The following is a 16395-nucleotide window of genomic DNA, read 5'->3' as shown; positions in this document are numbered from 1 at the left end:
GGATTCGAGTTGGAATTTACTTAACGGTATTGGTTAAACCAAGAATATATTTTTCCTGCGGATGCGGATACCCATTCATGTCCAGCTAGGTAATCCGTATATCTGTCCGTAGGAATTCCTTGGGATCTGAGTTTGTCATAATACAAATCCATGGTCCACCAAGGAACGACTGCATCCAAGAATCCGTGCATAAAGAATGTAGGCGGATGATTAGAAGGAAGAGTTGGAACAATACAGATCGTTCCGCTACAAGTAGCATAAGAGCCGGATTGGATCGCCAGCGCTTTGAATTCTCCCGGGAAAGATACTGCCATACGGCTTGTGTTGTATCCTCCGCTGGAAATACCTGTTGCGAATTTTTTATTCGAATTGATAGGACCAAAACTTCCATTACGGATAGCAGCGAATAGATTATTTAAGAAAATGTAATCTGCTGTCAGTTCATAGATCGTAGGTAAATTGGTTTCCCAGAAAAGATCCAATCCCGCGTCCGGAGCGATCACTGCGAATCCATTATCTAACATCTTCTCGATGACTTTTACTTCGTAATATCCACCGAACGGTTCTCCTTGAGTACGGGAGAATTGTACCGTAAAGAAAGATCCTTGGTACATCACTACGACTGGCCATCCGCCAGCAGGAGCAGTTCCTTCAGGTACTTGGTATCTTACATCCCTAAATATCCCTGGTCTAGCTTCGATTTTTTTTGTAGAGTAAGAGCAACTAGTCGTCTTAATCAAGAGACCGGTTGTTTTACAACGAGCAGCATCTACTTCTTCAGCTCCTGTAAATAGCAGAGCGCCGATCAGTATAGGCATTAACATCGTGATTCTCTTCAGCATTTTTTTCCTCCCCGAACCGAATTCATTCGGCCGGTATGCTTCCTAAAGCAAGACCTGTGCCTAACGCAAAAAATGTTTTGCATAGCATATGTTCTACAAAATGGATTCAAAATTTTGAAAGTATTCGCTGAATCGTTATTCTAAAAAAATTTGGATGATCAGTTTCAATCGCTGAAAATGGACAATTGATTGATTTCAATCGATTTTTATTCCGCCAAACTAGTAGAATCGCTGTTATATGCGAATGATTGAAAGTTTGGAACCTTCTCCACTCGGCACGGATATTGCTTTATATCTTCTGCTATCTTTCCCAAAATAAAATCAGAGGGAAAGAGGAGGATTTCTAACGTATGAGACTTTTCTTATATTCTTCTATATTGTTTTGGGGATTTTTATTTTCAAACTGTACTTCGATCTTTCTGTATTTGATTAAACCTTCTGGTCCTTTTACGCAGGAGAATGTTCCCACTTCTCCTGATTATTCTAAAAAAGAATCTTGGGCAGCTCTTCCTGAATTAAGGGATGATCCAGATGAAGTTCCTGCAATTTCCGGTTTTAAAGATGGGCAGAATATTGCGAGGGCAGACGTATTCTTCGTTCATCCTACAACTTTTATTAAAGCAGAAAGGTGGAATGCAGAGATAGGAAGTAGTCTGATCGTTTACGGACTTTCTCCCTTAAAAATGCAGGCATCTGTTTTTAATGAATCTGCAAAAGTTTATGCACCTAGATACAGGCAGGCCGCATTATATTCTTTTATTGATGATTCTGGAAATGGAGAGAAGGCGTTCGAGATTGCAAAAAAAGATGTTCTATCTGCATTTGATCATTACATAAAACATTATAACCAAGGAAGACCGTTTTTTATCGCGGGCCATAGCCAAGGTTCTATGATGCTTATTCATGTACTAAAAGAATATTTGGATATGAAGAAGGTCCCGAACTTTGTTGCGGCATATCTCCCTGGCTGGGCAGTACATTCTTCTGAATTTAAAAATCTAAAAGTATGTAAGAACTCCAAAGACCTAGGATGTTATATCAGTTGGAATTCCAAAAAATGGGGTTCTCAACTTTCTGATTTTGCACTTCCTCCAGAAAGATATGTAGGAGGAGTTTGCGTGAATCCAGTAAACTGGACTCAAAACAGTCCTGAAACTCCTAAGGAAGAGCATAAGGGTGGAGTTGGTATCCAGTTTTCCGAATTGGACAAGTCCTATGTTAGAACAAAATGTGAAGGTGAGATGCTTTGGGTAGATCTACCTTCCAATCAGAATTATGAATCTAGAAGAGGGAATAAGAAAAATTATCATATTTCGGATTATGGACTCTTCTATTTAGATATCAGAGAAAACGTAAAAGAAAGATTAGAAGAATATTTTAATAAAAAAGGAAAACGTTAGAAATATCACTTAAGCGGCGTTTCGACTTGCTTCAATAAAATCGAAATGTCGCTTGACCTTCCGTTTCGGAATGGTCTTTTTAAACTCCGCTTTTATTTCATGTATCTCCAATTTCTGACCCTTTCCTTTTTAATCGCAGTACTGCTATGTATTTTAGGAGTAGTGTATTGTCTGAGTGTAAAAAATAAGATCTCAGGGATCAGAGAGTTAATGCTCTCTTTTTTATGTTTGGTCATCTTATATTCTGCATGTGTTTATGCTTCCATCGAAACAGATCCGAGAGGCGCATTACATAGATGGATCACTGTTTCTGCTGCGTTATTCGCTGCAGTTTTTTTCCAAAGATTTTTTCTAAAGTTTCCATCCGTACTTTTTCCTAAAGTTTCAGCTTATCTTTTTAAGATCCAACTGGGGATTGCTGCATGTATTTCTCTCTGGTTTGTATTGGAAACAAAAGATGCAGTTAAAACTTTTAGATTTAACGGACAATACTGGGATCTAACTGCTACTTTTCCTGGAAGAGTAGTCGCGATCTTTTCTTTGTTTTTTGTTTTGAGTGTGATCGGGATTGCGATAGTTCAAATCTTAAAGAATAAAGACCAGAAAAGGATCGCTCTTGCTGGGATTTTAGGCTCCTTCTTCTTAAATTTTTTGATACCTACAATCTATCTTACTTTGTTCAGATTAGGGCAAGTAAGTGCAGAAGTATTTGTGAATGCATTAGCGATCTCTGTTATTTCAGGATTTTTTGTATTCCATATATTTTTCGTAAGTTACGGCGGACATAGAACTTCTCTCACTGTTAGGATCTTAACGATAGTTCTGGCAATGGCGCTATCGGTGACTCAGGTAATGTCTGGTGGATTGAGTAAGGCGATAGAAAATGAATATGATAGTATTCAAACTAATGTATTACAAAATGCGAAACTAATATCTCCTCCTAAAGATTCTGTTTTTCTCTCTAAAATTGGGGAGAATACTTCTAAATCGGATTTGAGCGCTGCAGTTCTTGGGATTCGCTCTTTCATTTTAACTTCTTCCGGAAAACCAGTCATAGTATATCAGAATTTTGTAACTAATACCGAGATGGGTCTGGAATATTCTTCATACAGGAGTTTTGTCCACGGATATGTTTTGGATTGGGCGATCCGACTTTTTGTAGTATTATGCGTACTGATCTTTGGATTTTTGCTCTTCATGAAGATTTCCATCTTAAATCCACTATTTGCTCTATTGAAAGGCTTGGATAGGGTAGAAGGAGGAGAACTTTCTGTCGAAGTTGAGGTCCGCAATAAAGATGAGATCGGATTATTAACACAAGCATTCAACGCGATGGTTCGTTCCATTCGAGAAGCAAGGCAGGAGCTACAACAATACACTTCTAATCTAGAAAGAACTATTTTAGAAAGAGATTCCATCTATGATGCTGTTCCTCAAGAAAGAGTATTATCTAATAAAACCTTAATATATGCCTCCAGAAGTATGCAGGCAGTAGTGGATCGAGTAGAAAGAATTTCAGGAAGAGAACAACCTGTATTGATTACAGGCGAAACAGGCACCGGAAAAGAGATCATTGCCGGGCTTCTTCATGAATTGGGAAAAGGAAAAGATAGTCCATTTGTGCCGATCAACTGTGCTGCAGTCCCGGCAAATCTTTGGGAAAGTCAAATTTTCGGATACGCAAAAGGTGCATTTACTGATGCAAAATCTGATTACGCAGGTCTTGTCGCAGAAGCAAGCGGAGGAACTTTATTCTTCGACGAGGTGGGTGAGATGCCTATCGAGATCCAACCCAAAATATTAAGATTATTGCAAGAACGTAAATACAAACAAGTGGGTGGCCGCTCCGAACTTAAGGCAGAATGTAGGGCGATCTTCGCTACTCATAGAAACCTAAGATCCATGGTAGCAAAAGGGACTTTTAGAGAAGATCTATATTATAGGATCAATGTATTCGAGATTGGGATCCCACCTTTGAGAGAAAGAAGATCAGACATTCCATTTCTTGCGAATCGATTTGTAGAACATTATTCTAAACAAATGGAACTGGATAAACCCAATATAAGCGAAGAAGTTATGGATCTTTTCTTAGAATTTCCTTGGTCAGGAAATATACGAGAATTGGAGAATTGTATTATCAGAACTCTTGCCGATCTAAAAGGGGACCATATCAAAATTTCGGACCTTCCTCCTGAGTTATTAGAGCTCAAAAATTCCAGCAGAGAAGATATCGGAGAAGTTCCGATTGCGAACGGGTCTTATGCAGCAGGGTTTGAACCTTTGGTCTCTATGTATTCCAGAAGATTGATTGAAACAGCATTACAGAAATGTAAAGGAAACAAATCTGAAGCAGCCAGGCTTTTGAAAATTTCCAGAGGAAAATTACAATACCAAATGAAAATGCTGGATATGGAATAACTCAAAAGTTCGTTTTACAAACGAATCTAAGAATAAATCGATATTCTATGTTCTTTTCGATTTGATATAAAACGAACAAAATTCCTAACTAGGTATATGACAGAGAAATTCGACGTTTTATCCATACCATTCAATGTACATATCCAACTTTCCAGACCTAAACAAGGAGAGGATGCTCTCTTAGTCATGGAAGACAAACCTATCTATAAAAACCATGTAGGCTCAGGCCATGCTGCGGCGTTATTTGCTCTCGCAGAAGGAAGTGGAGGAGAATATTTACTTTCTAAAGTAGCTTCTCTACCTTTCGAAATTATTCCTGTAGTTCGTAAGTCCGAAGTAAAATATAAAAAGCCAGCCCAGGGAAGAGTTGTCTCCAGAGGAGTTATCGATGAACAGGAATGGTCCGCGTTCATGGCTCAGCTTGAAAAAAAGGGAAGAGCAGGGCTAACTGTTGGAGTGGAACTTTTTGATGAGACTCAAGCGAATGTAGCAAGTTTCAGCTTTGATTGGTTTATCGCTAAGAAATAGAACTCCACTTACATCGATGTACCGATCACTTATATTTTAATTATAAAATTCTCTAATGAGTGATGCTGCTACGTTCGAAATAAATTAAAAACTTATAATGTTTTTTTCGAACGTACGCGCTTACTTACATCTTTTTTAAAAATCGTTTGACCTTCCTTAAATTTCGGTTAACCCACTTTGTGAACTGTGGAGGCAAGGGAAATGAAAAACAAACAAACGAAAATTTTAACCTTGGCATTGGCTCTGATATTCATCCTTACCGGTTGTGATCAGAAGTCAGACGACGATAAATTATTAGAACTGGCCGTTTCTTCTAATGGAGTAAAAGAATCTAGCTCTAATCCTATTCTAAATAGTCTCGCTTTACCTACATCTACTCCTGCGGATGTATTTTTGGTAGGCGCGGCAAAGGCTGATATCACCGGACCTTTTGTGCAATCAAGCACAGGATATAATAGTCCAGGTGACCAGATGTCAGGCTTGGCTATGAGGCTTTATTCCAGAACATTCGTGATTGAACGTCCGGGCGGGGCGAGAGTCGCAATTGTTACCAACGATATGATCCATATGTACCAAAGCGTAAAGATGGGCGTCGTTAAAAAATTACAGGCCGACGGTTATGGATCTGCGTTTAACAATGATAACGTTCTTTTGTTTGCGACCCATACACATTCCGCTCCTTCTAATATTTCTTGGTACACATTATTCAACTTATTCAATGGAGTGATCGGTTTTGATAAGGTTCACTATAATATCGTGGTGAATGGTATCGCTGATTCTATCAAGGCTGCTTATAATAATAGGAGAGAAGCAAGGATCAAATTTGCTGCTGGAAATCTTTCTAATTTTGCAAATAACAGATCTTCTGCTGCTTACGCTTGGAACTTAGACAAAGCAAATTATTCTTCGAATATAAATGAGACTATGAGTTTACTTCGTTTTGAAGGAACTGACGGTTCTCCAATCGGGTTATTGAACTGGTTTGCGGTTCACGGAACTTCTCTAGGAATTACAAATCGTAGGGCTCACGGAGATAATAAGGGTTACGCTTCCTATTTGGCGGAAAGCACATTTGGTGGAAGCTTTGTGGCTGCATTCCCTCAGGGACCTATGGGAGATGTGAGTCCGAATACTCCTGATCCGACTGATATAACAAAACCTTTCTTAAGACCGAATGATATAGATCCAAGTTTAGATGCTTTGGAAAATCCTATTGTTCATGGAACTAAACAAGGAAGCCGAGCATTAGAATTATATAATGCGGCTACTACTACACTTACTGGGAACATTGGTTATAGACATTCTCATGTGGTTTGGAATAATAAAGTTGCCGTAGATCCTTCCTATATCGGGACCTTCTCCATGCCTTGGGATACAGGAACTGGAAATACAACCTGTGTGGCCACGATCGGTGGTGGATTTTTGGCAGGAGATGAAGAAGGTGCTCCTGTAGAATTTGCAAAAGAAGGTGAGATCCGAAATGATTTCGTATTCGAGAATGGAGCCTGGGTTAAAAAGAATTATTCTTTGACCAACTTAAGTGGAGCTGCTCAGATTTTAGGATATCTCTGGCCTCTTGCTCAATTGGCATTGAGTTCTACAAAGTATGAGGCATGTGATAAAGAAAAATTCACTCTTCTTCCTGTGGGAGAAGTGGATAGTTTCTGGTTTCCGAATCCTCAGGTGCCTTTTGTTCCAGTGGTTCTTCCATTACAAGTGATCACGATAGGTAACACTGCGATTGTGGCTTCTCCTTTCGAAGTAACTACGAATGCAGGAAGAAGATTGAAAGCAAAGTTAACTACAACTCTTGCTCCGGCGGGGATCTCCAACGTAGTTGTAGGCGCAATGGCGAATGCTTATGCTCAGTATCTGACTACTCGTGAAGAATATTCCGCTCAGAACTTCGAAGGTGGTTTTACTGCTTACGGCCCTTGGGCGAATGCAGCATTGATCCAAGAGTTTGATCGGATAGCAAAGGATATAGTTGCGAATCGTTCTACTGCAGCTGGACCAAATCCTCCTGATCTTTCGAACCAACAGTTTATACAAACTGGGTTATCCCAAAACGGCGTAGTGAATGATGGAGGAGATTTCGGAAAAGTTCTGACTGATTCGAATTCTTCCTATAATAGGGTTAAAGATACTGTTACAGTTAAATTCCAAGGTTCACATCCAAGAGTGGTTCAGGATAAAAAACTGGATGGATCTCTTTCTTCTTATTATGATCCGAATACTTATACATATTTGGAAATTCAGAAAAAGAACGGAAGTTCTTGGACTACTGTTGCAAACGATAATAATCCGTATACGGCTTATGATTGGGCGAGAACTGGCGGAGATCTTTCAGCTACATCCGAAGTTACGATCACTTGGTTGATCCGCAATCAACAGGCTGGAACTTACAGAGTTGTATACAATGGTTTGGCAAAACAGTTCTGGGGAATTTTCTGGACTTACAAAAAATTCACTGGGACTTCCAAAGAGTTCGTTTTGCAATAAAACGATCTTCTCTTAAAAAACCGGTTTAAGACCTAAAGAATATCCCGGAAACGGATGGACCTGTTTCCGGGATTCGTATATGATTCCACTATGGCTCTCAAATCTGTTTTGATCTTTCTTTCCTTATTGATTGTTTCCTCTTCTTTATTTGCAGCTCCTAAGGCTGTGTATGATTTTACAGTAAAGGATATCAAAGGAAAGGATGTTACACTTTCTAAATATAAAGGCAAAACTCTACTTATAGTAAACGTTGCTTCTAAATGTGGGTATACCTACCAATATGAAAACTTGGAAAAGGTATATAAAAAATATAAAGAGAAGGGTTTCGAGATCGTAGGTTTTCCTGCGAATAATTTTCTCTCCCAAGAACCTGGTAGTGATGCAGAGATAGAACAATTCTGCAGAGTGAAAAAAGGTGCAACCTTCGATATGATGTCCAAGATCTCAGTCAAGGGAGAAGATCAGCATCCTCTTTATACTTATTTAACTTCTTCTTCTCCGGATCCAGGCGATGTAAAATGGAATTTCGAAAAATTTCTGATCTCTCCTGCGGGTAAGATTGTGGCGAGATTTCGTTCTGGAACTGAACCGGACAGTAAAGAAGTCACAGATCAAATTGAGAAGGTACTGAAGTAGTAAATTTTATTTTTATGTGCGATGTTGGAGTTCCAACATTACAGTTTGAATAATGTAGGAGTTCCTACAAATGTTCTTTCAAAAAAGCTAATGTGATCGCCCAGGCCTGAGCGGCAGAAGTTTTATGATACGCCGCTCTCGCATCGCAGAAGAACCCATGCTCTGCTTCTGAAAAGACTAACTCCACGTAATTTTTCCCCGAACTTTTTAGTAATTCTGAGATCGCGGCTATATGAGTTTGTTTTACACTTCTATCCTTTCCCGCCCAAACCAAAAGTAAAGGTGCGTTTTGTTTGGGAGAATATTCTTCCGAAGTTTGGACTATTCTGGATCCGTAATACGAAATTGCTGCCTTGAAAGTATAAAGTGAGTTTGCGAAAAAGGAAACCCATCCACCCAAACAATAACCAATACTTGCAATTCTATCTGGAATACTTTTGGGATTTGTTTTGATCCAATCTAAAACTGCATTTAGATCCGATTGTAAATTTTCAGGAGTCAATTGACTGAAATGAGGCTTTAATGCCATGAAGTCTTCGTAACTTCCGGCAAATCCTGGAGGAGCAGTTCTATAATAAAGTTCCGGAGCAACAGCAAGATAACCTTCTTTGGTAAATCGAACTGCAATATCTTTGATATGATCGTTTACTCCAAAAGCTTCTTGTAATACTAAAATACAGGGAGAAGGAAAAGAATCCGGATAAGCCACAAAAGTTTGCATTTCACCATGAGCGGTTTTGATAATAATAGTTTCCGTATTCATTTTCACCTCTTCAAAAGCAGGTAGAATGATCTGTTGATTCGGATCCTTGTCGATCGATTTACAAGCTTCTATACTTATTTAAGTTCTTTTCTTTTTTCTTTTGATTTCCAAACTAAGTTTCATGCTGGTTCGTATTTTTTGCTTCCTTCTTCTTTTCCCATCTTTCCTATTCTCACAAACTTTTAATCCTGAAGTTTACGATTCAAAAAGTAAATCCAAGGTAGACCTTTCGTCTATCATAGAAAAGGCGAAAGATGCAGATGTTATTATTTTCGGAGAAGAACATAATGATAAGGTGGGGCATGCTTGGAAATTGGAGGCTTTCAAAAAAATTGCCTCGACATATTCTACACTTCTTTCCTTGGAGATGTTGGAGAAGGATCAGCAAAGATCAGTGGATGAATATTGTAAGGGAGAGATTACCGAAAGAGGTTTTTTGAACTCTGGAAAATTTTGGCCGAATTACCAAACGGATTATCATCCAATGGTTTCTTTTGCAAAAGAAAAAAATCTTCCTGTGCTTGCGGCTAACGCTCCCAGAAAATATGTAAACCTTGTATCTCACCAAGGATTAGATTCTTTATATAAGATCAGATCTCCTTTTCTTCCACCTAGATATACTTATAATTTATTCAGGCAAAAGGAATACGAAGAACTTTTGTCTGCAATGATCGCAGAACATTCTCCTACGGGATTTTCTCCAGATAAACAAAAGTTTATAGATGCACAATATGTTTGGGATGCTTCTATGGCGGACTCAATTGCTGAGGCGTACTTTTTATTAAAGAGAAAGATTATACATGTGAACGGAAGATTTCATTCTGATCGAAGTTTAGGGCTGACATATAGGCTGAAACAGATGGGACTGAATGTTTTGACGGTCAGTATTTTTCCATCAGAAGAAGGCAAAAGTTTTCAAGAAGAAGATTGGAAATTGGCAGATTTCCTGGTAATCACCGAAAGAAAACCGGTGCCGTAACACTTTCTTGCTTGTAGGGTTAGCGGATCTCTCCGACATTAATAGAGATGTTGGAAACTAAGGTCCGCACTCTTACAGAATCCAAGTTTGAATGCCTTTCTTGCGGAACCATTTCCAGGCTGCCTGAAGGAGTTCCTACCGGCACTGTTTTTAAGCTCACTTGTTATCGTTGTGGCCAGAAGGCATTAGTCAAATACGTATCTTCTCCCATTGAAACTATAGAAGAAAAACCATCTCCCAAAGAGGAGATGCCGGCACTACCTGTTGGAACTCCAACATATCAGGAAAGAGAAAGACCTGTTATTCGTCCTGTTAAAAAAGAAGTCCCTAAAGAATCTCCAATCGCAAACTTTCTAGAAGGTATTCAATCTAAATGGGAGAATTGGAAAGAGTCCCGGTCTAAAAATACTTCTGAAGATCGTCCTTGGTTCCAAAAGGTAAGAACTGAAACTGAGTCGTCTCCCACTGCTTTTCATCGCCCGATAAAAACTTTGTCGGAAAGATTATTAGAAAAGGGAAGAAGATTCCAATTTCCTAAATTCCGCCCGAATATCTGGCTCGTTCTGATCCCATTACCTTTAGCATTAGTCTTCCTGATCTTTTTCTGGATGGGAGTTATTCAAAGAGAAGCAGAAGTCCCTGGTCTATTAAGTATTTTTTATATTCATCAACCGACTGTCATTTATGATAGAGACGGGAGAAAAGTTTCCGAAATTTTCGGTAAAAAAACCAGTAACTTAGAGTGGGAAGCTTATCCTGAAAATTTAAAAAGAATGGTACTTCTTGTAGAGGACCGTAGCTTTTTCTCACATGGTGGAATTCATTATTCTTCTGTGTTGCGTGCATTTTTTGTAAATATAATCAGTTTTAGATTTAAACAAGGCGCTTCTACAATCACTCAACAGTTGGCTCGTATCCTTCTGAACGATCGTGAAAAAAGTTTGGGCAGAAAGTTGAAAGAAGCCCAATTAGCCTATGCACTTGAATCCTCTTTAGATAAAGAAAAGATCCTATTACATTATATGAATAATGTGTATTTGGGTCATGGCGCCTTCGGGTTTGCAAGTGCTTCTGAGTTTTATTTTGGGAAAAAGCCGAAAGATTTAAATGTATCAGAGATGATCGTTCTTGCTTCTTTGGCATCTGCTCCTAATCGTTTTTCTCCATTAAAAAATCCTGATCTATCTTCTGGGAGGGTAGAGGCGATCCTCCGATCTCTCGAAAATGATGGTGCATTAAAAGAAGATCTTAGACCCGCGATCCAGGACATCTACCAAACATTCAATACTCGCTCTCCTGGAGAGACAGTTTACGGAAATCGTAAGGATGATTCTCCTTATGTGACTGAACATGTCCGAAAATTTCTCCAAACAATGTATCCTGATACGAATATTTATGAAAGCGGAGGATTTTCAGTTTATACCACAATTTCTCAACCAGTTCAGGCTGAATTGCAGAAGGTGGTCAAAACACATGTGGAAAATCTTCTAAAAAGTGGACAGGTTAGACGAAACCGTCTCACAGAGAACGGTAAAAATGCGGATGTAACTCCTTTCCGAAATTTAGTCGCGGATCTTTCTCCTGCATTGGAATTATTCATAGATACGGATCGATTTGTAACTGGAGGAGATAGTGGACTTCAGGCTGCAGTAGTAGCAGTGGATCCTCAAACTGGAGATGTTCTTCTTTTACATGGGGGAACAGAATTCAAATCGGATAACCAATTTCCGAGAGCGACAGGGATGTTTAGACAAACAGGATCTACGATCAAACCGATCCTGTATTCAGAAGCGATTGATTCTGGGATTGCAAATCCTGCTACACATATCTTAGATGCACCTTTGATATATAAAAACTCAGTTTCGAATTGGATGCCTGAGAATATAGGAAACCAATACGACGGAGATATTTCTCTTAGAGTTGCGCTTGCAAAATCCAAAAACACAGCAGCGGTCCAGATCGCCGAGAAACTAGGATTAGGCGAGATCTCTACAGCATTCGAAAGATTTTTCTTTCCGGAAGAGAAAGTCCTAAAAAGTAGATTCAGACGAGATCTTTCTTTGGCATTAGGTTCCTTAGAACTTTCTCCTTTAGAAATGGCTTCTGCATATTCTGCATTTGCAAATGACGGAAATATAGTACGACCTCATTTGATCGAAAAAGTAGTAGATAGAGCGGGTAACGTAGTCTACCAAAGAAAGGACCAGGACGAATTTAATTTGAAATGGCCTCAGACCAGAAAGGCGATCACGCCACCTACTGCTGAGATCATGGTGGATCTACTACATGGAAGTGCAAATCATGCAGGTGTTAGAAACACAGGCTATAGGGGAGAAGTCGCTGGAAAAACAGGGACTACAAACGAACATAGAGATGCTTGGTTCGTAGGAGTTAGACCTGGGATTTCCATGGCAGTTTGGTTAGGTTATGATTCTCCAGGATTTGGAATGGGAAATTCTGCGTTAGGCGGAACAATTGCGGCTCCTTTATGGGGAACAATCGCTAAACTATTTGATTCTGCAGAATCTGGAGATAAGGAAGAAAGAAGAAAATACTCATACTCCCAAAGAGCTGTGACTATGGAGATCTGTCCTGAATCTGGAAAACTTCCTGGGCCTGATTGTCCTAAAAAGATCGGTGAATTATTCCATCCTTCTCATCTTCCTGCGGAAACCTGTCCTCTGACCCATAAGTCGGACGCAAAACAGGAGCTTTTGAAGAATGTTTTCTAAAAGAAAGAATGCGGTTCTTTTCTTTCTGGCATTTTCACTTTTTCCTAGTTTGAGCTTTGCGGTTTCTTATGAAGAAGCTTACGAGTTGGAGAAACTTTCTCCTGTATTTGCAATCCCATTATACGAGGAAGTAGTTCGATCTTCAGGCACAGGAGACTTTAAAAAAACTGCATCTTCCAGGCTTTACTTTTTATACGAAAAATTTAATAAATATCTTCCTGCCATCCAATACCAAACCAGAGCTGGAAGTTTAAAAAATAAAAAAGGAGAATGGTCTTCTTTAGTAAAGACACTTTCAGATGGATTGGGCGTTACACCATTCTCATTATTAGCTGTTATAAATTCTTGTTCTAAGGAAACTCCAGTTTGGATCCCACCTGAGCCAACAGTTCATCCAGAAACAGGAGAGCTGATCCAACCAACACCTCCAGATCCTTATAGAGTATTATCCAAAAAAGAAAATCATTCATTGATCCGTCTTTGTTATTCACTCAAAATGAAACAAAGAGATTTTGAAGGATGGGATAATATATTCTTTTATCTATTCTCCAAAGATGTTCTTACAAAAGATGAGGCACTTCCACTTTGGGTGGGATCTTCTATACAGTCTGGAAAAGGAACTCCATACAAAAGAGTATTCCTTTCTGGAAGATTCAAAGACTTAAGCAATGAATCCAAATCAGACCTTTTATTTTTATATGCAAAGTTTCTCAGACATAGCGGAAAATTTGAATCCAGTACCAGATATTTTTTGACAAGCGGTACTTATGCTTCTTCCAAAAGAGGAAAATGGGAAACTGCAAAAAATCTACTGATCATGGACAGAAAAAAAGAAGCCTGTGCTATGATAGGAGATTCATTCAATGCAGGTGATGAATCCGAAATATTAATGAAGAAGATCTGTCAGTCAGGCAATTGGGACTGGATCCAAACCTATTTACCTGCTCTCAAAATCCTAATGAGGGAAAATCCAGACCCGGTATTTGCTTATGCGCTCGAAGGCGGTGGCAGAGAAGCAATCGATCTGTTCGTAAAACAAGTCGGTTCTAAAACTTCTGATAAAGACGACGACTCTGAAGAAGATTCAGAATCAGCAGACATTCTGAATAAACTTATTCCTCCAGAGAGCAGAAATAAATTTCCTTTCTGGGATGCTCGAGATAAAGAAGCGGATCTTGTAGTTCCAGACAGAGCAAAATATTTATGTAAGGTAATACGTAGGCCATTCTTCGGAACTCCTTCTATACAACCTCAATTCTGCAAAGAAGTTTCTCCAGGAAGTTTGGAAACATTACTTTCTATAGTAGCAGAAGAAGAGGAAGAGGCAAGTTTTGCATTTGCTGATCCTGCTTATCTTCCACTTTCCGTAAAATGGATCTGGAAAAACGGATCGGAATCCGAATCGAACGCGGAGTCCACGCAACCAAAAGTTTTGGGTCCTTCTTCTGAGCCGGGTCCTTGGAATCTGGAATTTATAGTATATCGTAAAATTCTAAATCGAGCTTACGCAGAGATACGAATCAAGGACAAATACTTTGTGGTTTCAGTAAAACCTTCTTATGTGGTTTGGAGTAAGAACTAAGAATTACTCCGACTTACTGCTGAATACCGGCGCGCCAAACATTTCGAATAGATAAAGTCTCTGAAATATTCTGAAGTGGATTTCCATCAATCAATAGTAAGTCAGCCCTGGCACCTGGAAAAATCCTACCACGATCGTTTAGGCTAAACCTTCTCGCAGGGACAGAAGTTGCAGCACGTAATGCTTCTATAGGTTTGAATCCTGCCTCTACCAATAATTGTAATTCATGATGAAGGCTTGCACCATGAGCAAGTCCTCCAAGATCTGCGATAGGCTCTGATACATCACTTCCTGCTAATATATCCACGCCAGATTTATGAAGAGCCATTACACTTTCGAAAGAATCTTCTAATTTCCCCTTAGGATAAACATTCATACTTTTGGAAAGAGCTTCTAACCATTCTTTGCTCAGTTTGGAACTAACACGTTTATCTGAGACTAATGTGCGAGGACTATTTCCGAATGCTGTAGAGAGTGTAGTTAATGTTGGTACTATAAAAGCGCCAGAAGATCGAATCTCAGCAATCAGATCGTTATCAGGTTTCTCATCAAAGAACATATGAGCAAGTCCATCTACTCCTGCAGAAATTGCTCTTCGCCCTCCTGCAATAGAAGTAACATGAGCGATTGCCATCTTTCCGCGACGATGAGAAGCTTTCACGGAAGCAATTAGAGTAGCATCATCAATTACAGGAAGTCCTGGTGTTCCGACTGTGTCTCCGTCTTCTATAATGATCTTAATGAAGTCGGAACCTCCTTCTACTTGTTTATCCACGAACTTAATTGCTTCTTCCGGAGTAGAAACAAATGGATAACGATAAAATGTTTTTAAGAACCAGTTACTACTTAATTGCATGTATTGAGTTGGATGTCCACCAGGAGGAGTGATTCCCATACCTGCAGAACGCATGTCCGCAATATCATTTCGATTTGCAAGCTGCCAACGTTCCCAAAACATCCATTGACCGGTCATCTCTAATTCTGTAGTCACTCCGAACAAAAGTGCATCATGTAAACCATCTATATCCGTATGAACATGAGAATCCATCAGACCCGGCATTAACATGCTACCTTCAGCATCTACAATCCTCGCACCTGCTGGAATTTCTCCGCCGATTGAATGAATACGATTCCCCTTAATTACCAACGTGCGATCTTTAATCAGATTTTCTCCATCAAAGATATTTGCATTGATGATCGCGATTGTTTGGTCTTCAGAGATGGCAGATTTTTTGCATTCAATCAAAAAGCAAGCAGCGGCTATTATTATTACAGCGACTGTAAATGTTTTTAGAACGTAGTGCTTTGGCTTTTTATAAGTTTTAATCCAGCTATTCCAGTTCATATCTCTGATCACTTCAAAATCAATTCTACAATTTCTTCTGGAGACTTTTTATTTTGGATACTGATCTCTTCTAAAGACTTAGAAGGATCATCTATGATTACATTATTCTTTTTTAGAATTTCTTCGGCTTGCTGATAGTCTCCGTTCAGCAATTTAAAAGAATCTGAAACAGGAGATCTTAATACTTTCTCCAAAATATCATGCTCTAGATTCCCATGCATTTTTCCACCAACGATAAACGCGATTGAAATGATAAGGATTGCAATACTCGGAAGAAGAAGTTGTTTCTTCTTTGCGTAATTTTTGATGCTGCTCCAATTCATTCGTATATGAAAGATCGCAAACAAAACAAAACATATACCCAAAAACTCATGAACAACTTTTGTATAATCATCCAAGAGATGAAAGAACATCAAGACACCTGTGGCCCCGACGATAAGGAATATAAAAACTAAATAAGGTGTAACGAATTCTTTTTTGAGTTTCATAGGTAAGCTCTCTTGTTCTTCATGAGACCTTGGTTAGTATGGAGGTTCCACGAAAAGGATTGGGCGACGGCCGCGCTCTACGCTCCAATCAGCAAAGCACCATAAATGGTGCATTGCCGGATTTCCGCTGCGATCGCTGTCGCGTACTAATTTGAGAATGTTCAGTAAGGTTATGAGGAA

Annotated in this window: 13 protein-coding genes; 8 read left to right on the top strand and 5 right to left on the bottom strand. The window is 39.2% G+C overall.

All coding sequences use genetic code 11. The features are described 5' to 3' along the window. Positions 1-20: 20 nt before the first annotated feature. Positions 21-842 carry an extracellular medium-chain-length polyhydroxyalkanoate depolymerase gene (locus CH362_RS18160; RefSeq protein WP_100711732.1) on the bottom strand — a complete coding sequence of 274 codons (822 nt, stop codon included), beginning with the start codon at positions 840-842 and terminating at the stop codon, positions 21-23. Between the two features lie 350 nt (positions 843-1192). Here CH362_RS18160 and CH362_RS18155 point away from each other — a divergent pair, with 350 nt between their 5' ends. Continuing rightward, complete coding sequence (locus CH362_RS18155; protein ID WP_100711731.1) at positions 1193-2242, top strand: DUF3089 domain-containing protein; 1050 nt, start codon at positions 1193-1195, stop codon at positions 2240-2242. A gap of 92 nt (positions 2243-2334) precedes the next feature. Here the strand turns inward: CH362_RS18155 and CH362_RS19445 are convergent, their stop codons facing one another. Then, a complete protein-coding gene (locus CH362_RS19445; protein WP_244280645.1) occupies positions 2335-2478 on the bottom strand; it encodes a hypothetical protein in 144 nt (47 codons plus the stop codon). Here CH362_RS19445 and CH362_RS18150 point away from each other — a divergent pair. The 4 genes from CH362_RS18150 (at position 2453) to CH362_RS18135 (ending at position 8326) form a co-directional block, all read left to right on the top strand. Then, entirely contained in the window at positions 2453-4660 is a 2208-nt protein-coding gene (locus CH362_RS18150; protein WP_244280644.1) for a sigma 54-interacting transcriptional regulator, read from the top strand. The genes CH362_RS19445 and CH362_RS18150 overlap by 26 nt on opposite strands. Before the next feature lie 96 nt (positions 4661-4756). Further along, positions 4757-5188: a YiiD C-terminal domain-containing protein gene (locus tag CH362_RS18145; protein ID WP_100711729.1), complete on the top strand. Its 432-nt coding sequence runs from the start codon at positions 4757-4759 to the stop codon at positions 5186-5188. A gap of 201 nt (positions 5189-5389) precedes the next feature. Continuing rightward, positions 5390-7690 carry a neutral/alkaline non-lysosomal ceramidase N-terminal domain-containing protein gene (locus CH362_RS18140; RefSeq protein WP_100711728.1) on the top strand — a complete coding sequence of 767 codons (2301 nt, stop codon included), beginning with the start codon at positions 5390-5392 and terminating at the stop codon, positions 7688-7690. Positions 7691-7780: 90 nt separating this feature from the next. After that, on the top strand, positions 7781-8326 hold the full coding sequence (locus CH362_RS18135) for a glutathione peroxidase (RefSeq protein ID WP_100711756.1): 546 nt from the start codon (positions 7781-7783) through the stop codon (positions 8324-8326). 64 nt (positions 8327-8390) lie between these two features. Here CH362_RS18135 and CH362_RS18130 read toward each other — a convergent pair whose 3' ends face one another. Next, a complete protein-coding gene (locus CH362_RS18130) occupies positions 8391-9089 on the bottom strand; it encodes a dienelactone hydrolase family protein (RefSeq protein WP_100711727.1) in 699 nt (232 codons plus the stop codon). A gap of 121 nt (positions 9090-9210) precedes the next feature. Between CH362_RS18130 and CH362_RS18125 the strand changes: the two genes are divergently transcribed. Genes CH362_RS18125 through CH362_RS18115 form a run of 3 tightly spaced genes read left to right on the top strand, consistent with a single transcriptional unit; the run spans position 9211 to position 14382 of the window. Continuing rightward, entirely contained in the window at positions 9211-10068 is an 858-nt protein-coding gene (locus CH362_RS18125) for a ChaN family lipoprotein (protein WP_100711726.1), read from the top strand. Positions 10069-10115: 47 nt separating this feature from the next. Then, the gene (locus tag CH362_RS18120) at positions 10116-12800 is read left to right on the top strand and encodes a transglycosylase domain-containing protein (RefSeq protein ID WP_100711725.1); all 2685 of its coding nucleotides are present in this window, start codon (positions 10116-10118) and stop codon (positions 12798-12800) included. Continuing rightward, positions 12790-14382: a hypothetical protein gene (locus CH362_RS18115; protein ID WP_100711724.1), complete on the top strand. Its 1593-nt coding sequence runs from the start codon at positions 12790-12792 to the stop codon at positions 14380-14382. The genes CH362_RS18120 and CH362_RS18115 overlap by 11 nt, the downstream gene beginning before the upstream one ends. A gap of 13 nt (positions 14383-14395) precedes the next feature. Here the strand turns inward: CH362_RS18115 and CH362_RS18110 are convergent, their stop codons facing one another. Next, the gene (locus CH362_RS18110) at positions 14396-15727 is read right to left on the bottom strand and encodes an amidohydrolase family protein (protein WP_100711755.1); all 1332 of its coding nucleotides are present in this window, start codon (positions 15725-15727) and stop codon (positions 14396-14398) included. A gap of 8 nt (positions 15728-15735) precedes the next feature. Then, positions 15736-16215, bottom strand: coding sequence for a DUF4405 domain-containing protein (locus CH362_RS18105; protein WP_100711723.1), 480 nt, complete (start codon positions 16213-16215; stop codon positions 15736-15738). Between the last annotated feature and the right edge of the window lie 180 nt (positions 16216-16395).

The organism is Leptospira saintgironsiae (assembly GCF_002811765.1).
GTDB classification, from domain to species: Bacteria; Spirochaetota; Leptospiria; order Leptospirales; family Leptospiraceae; genus Leptospira_B; species Leptospira_B saintgironsiae.
This window is presented reverse-complemented; position numbering and strand designations above follow the sequence as displayed.

Excerpts from the sequence above, each read along its gene's own strand:
- CH362_RS18160 (WP_100711732.1), bottom strand. The coding sequence starts at position 842 with ATGCTGAAGAGAATCACGATGTTAATGCCTATACTGATCGGCGCTCTG.
- CH362_RS18155 (WP_100711731.1), top strand. The coding sequence starts at position 1,193 with ATGAGACTTTTCTTATATTCTTCTATATTGTTTTGGGGATTTTTATTT.
- CH362_RS18150 (WP_244280644.1), top strand. The coding sequence starts at position 2,453 with ATGCTCTCTTTTTTATGTTTGGTCATCTTATATTCTGCATGTGTTTAT.
- CH362_RS19445 (WP_244280645.1), bottom strand. The coding sequence starts at position 2,478 with ATGACCAAACATAAAAAAGAGAGCATTAACTCTCTGATCCCTGAGATC.
- CH362_RS18145 (WP_100711729.1), top strand. The coding sequence starts at position 4,757 with ATGACAGAGAAATTCGACGTTTTATCCATACCATTCAATGTACATATC.
- CH362_RS18140 (WP_100711728.1), top strand. The coding sequence starts at position 5,390 with ATGAAAAACAAACAAACGAAAATTTTAACCTTGGCATTGGCTCTGATA.
- CH362_RS18135 (WP_100711756.1), top strand. The coding sequence starts at position 7,781 with ATGGCTCTCAAATCTGTTTTGATCTTTCTTTCCTTATTGATTGTTTCC.
- CH362_RS18130 (WP_100711727.1), bottom strand. The coding sequence starts at position 9,089 with ATGAATACGGAAACTATTATTATCAAAACCGCTCATGGTGAAATGCAA.
- CH362_RS18125 (WP_100711726.1), top strand. The coding sequence starts at position 9,211 with ATGCTGGTTCGTATTTTTTGCTTCCTTCTTCTTTTCCCATCTTTCCTA.
- CH362_RS18120 (WP_100711725.1), top strand. The coding sequence starts at position 10,116 with ATGTTGGAAACTAAGGTCCGCACTCTTACAGAATCCAAGTTTGAATGC.
- CH362_RS18115 (WP_100711724.1), top strand. The coding sequence starts at position 12,790 with ATGTTTTCTAAAAGAAAGAATGCGGTTCTTTTCTTTCTGGCATTTTCA.
- CH362_RS18110 (WP_100711755.1), bottom strand. The coding sequence starts at position 15,727 with ATGAACTGGAATAGCTGGATTAAAACTTATAAAAAGCCAAAGCACTAC.
- CH362_RS18105 (WP_100711723.1), bottom strand. The coding sequence starts at position 16,215 with ATGAAACTCAAAAAAGAATTCGTTACACCTTATTTAGTTTTTATATTC.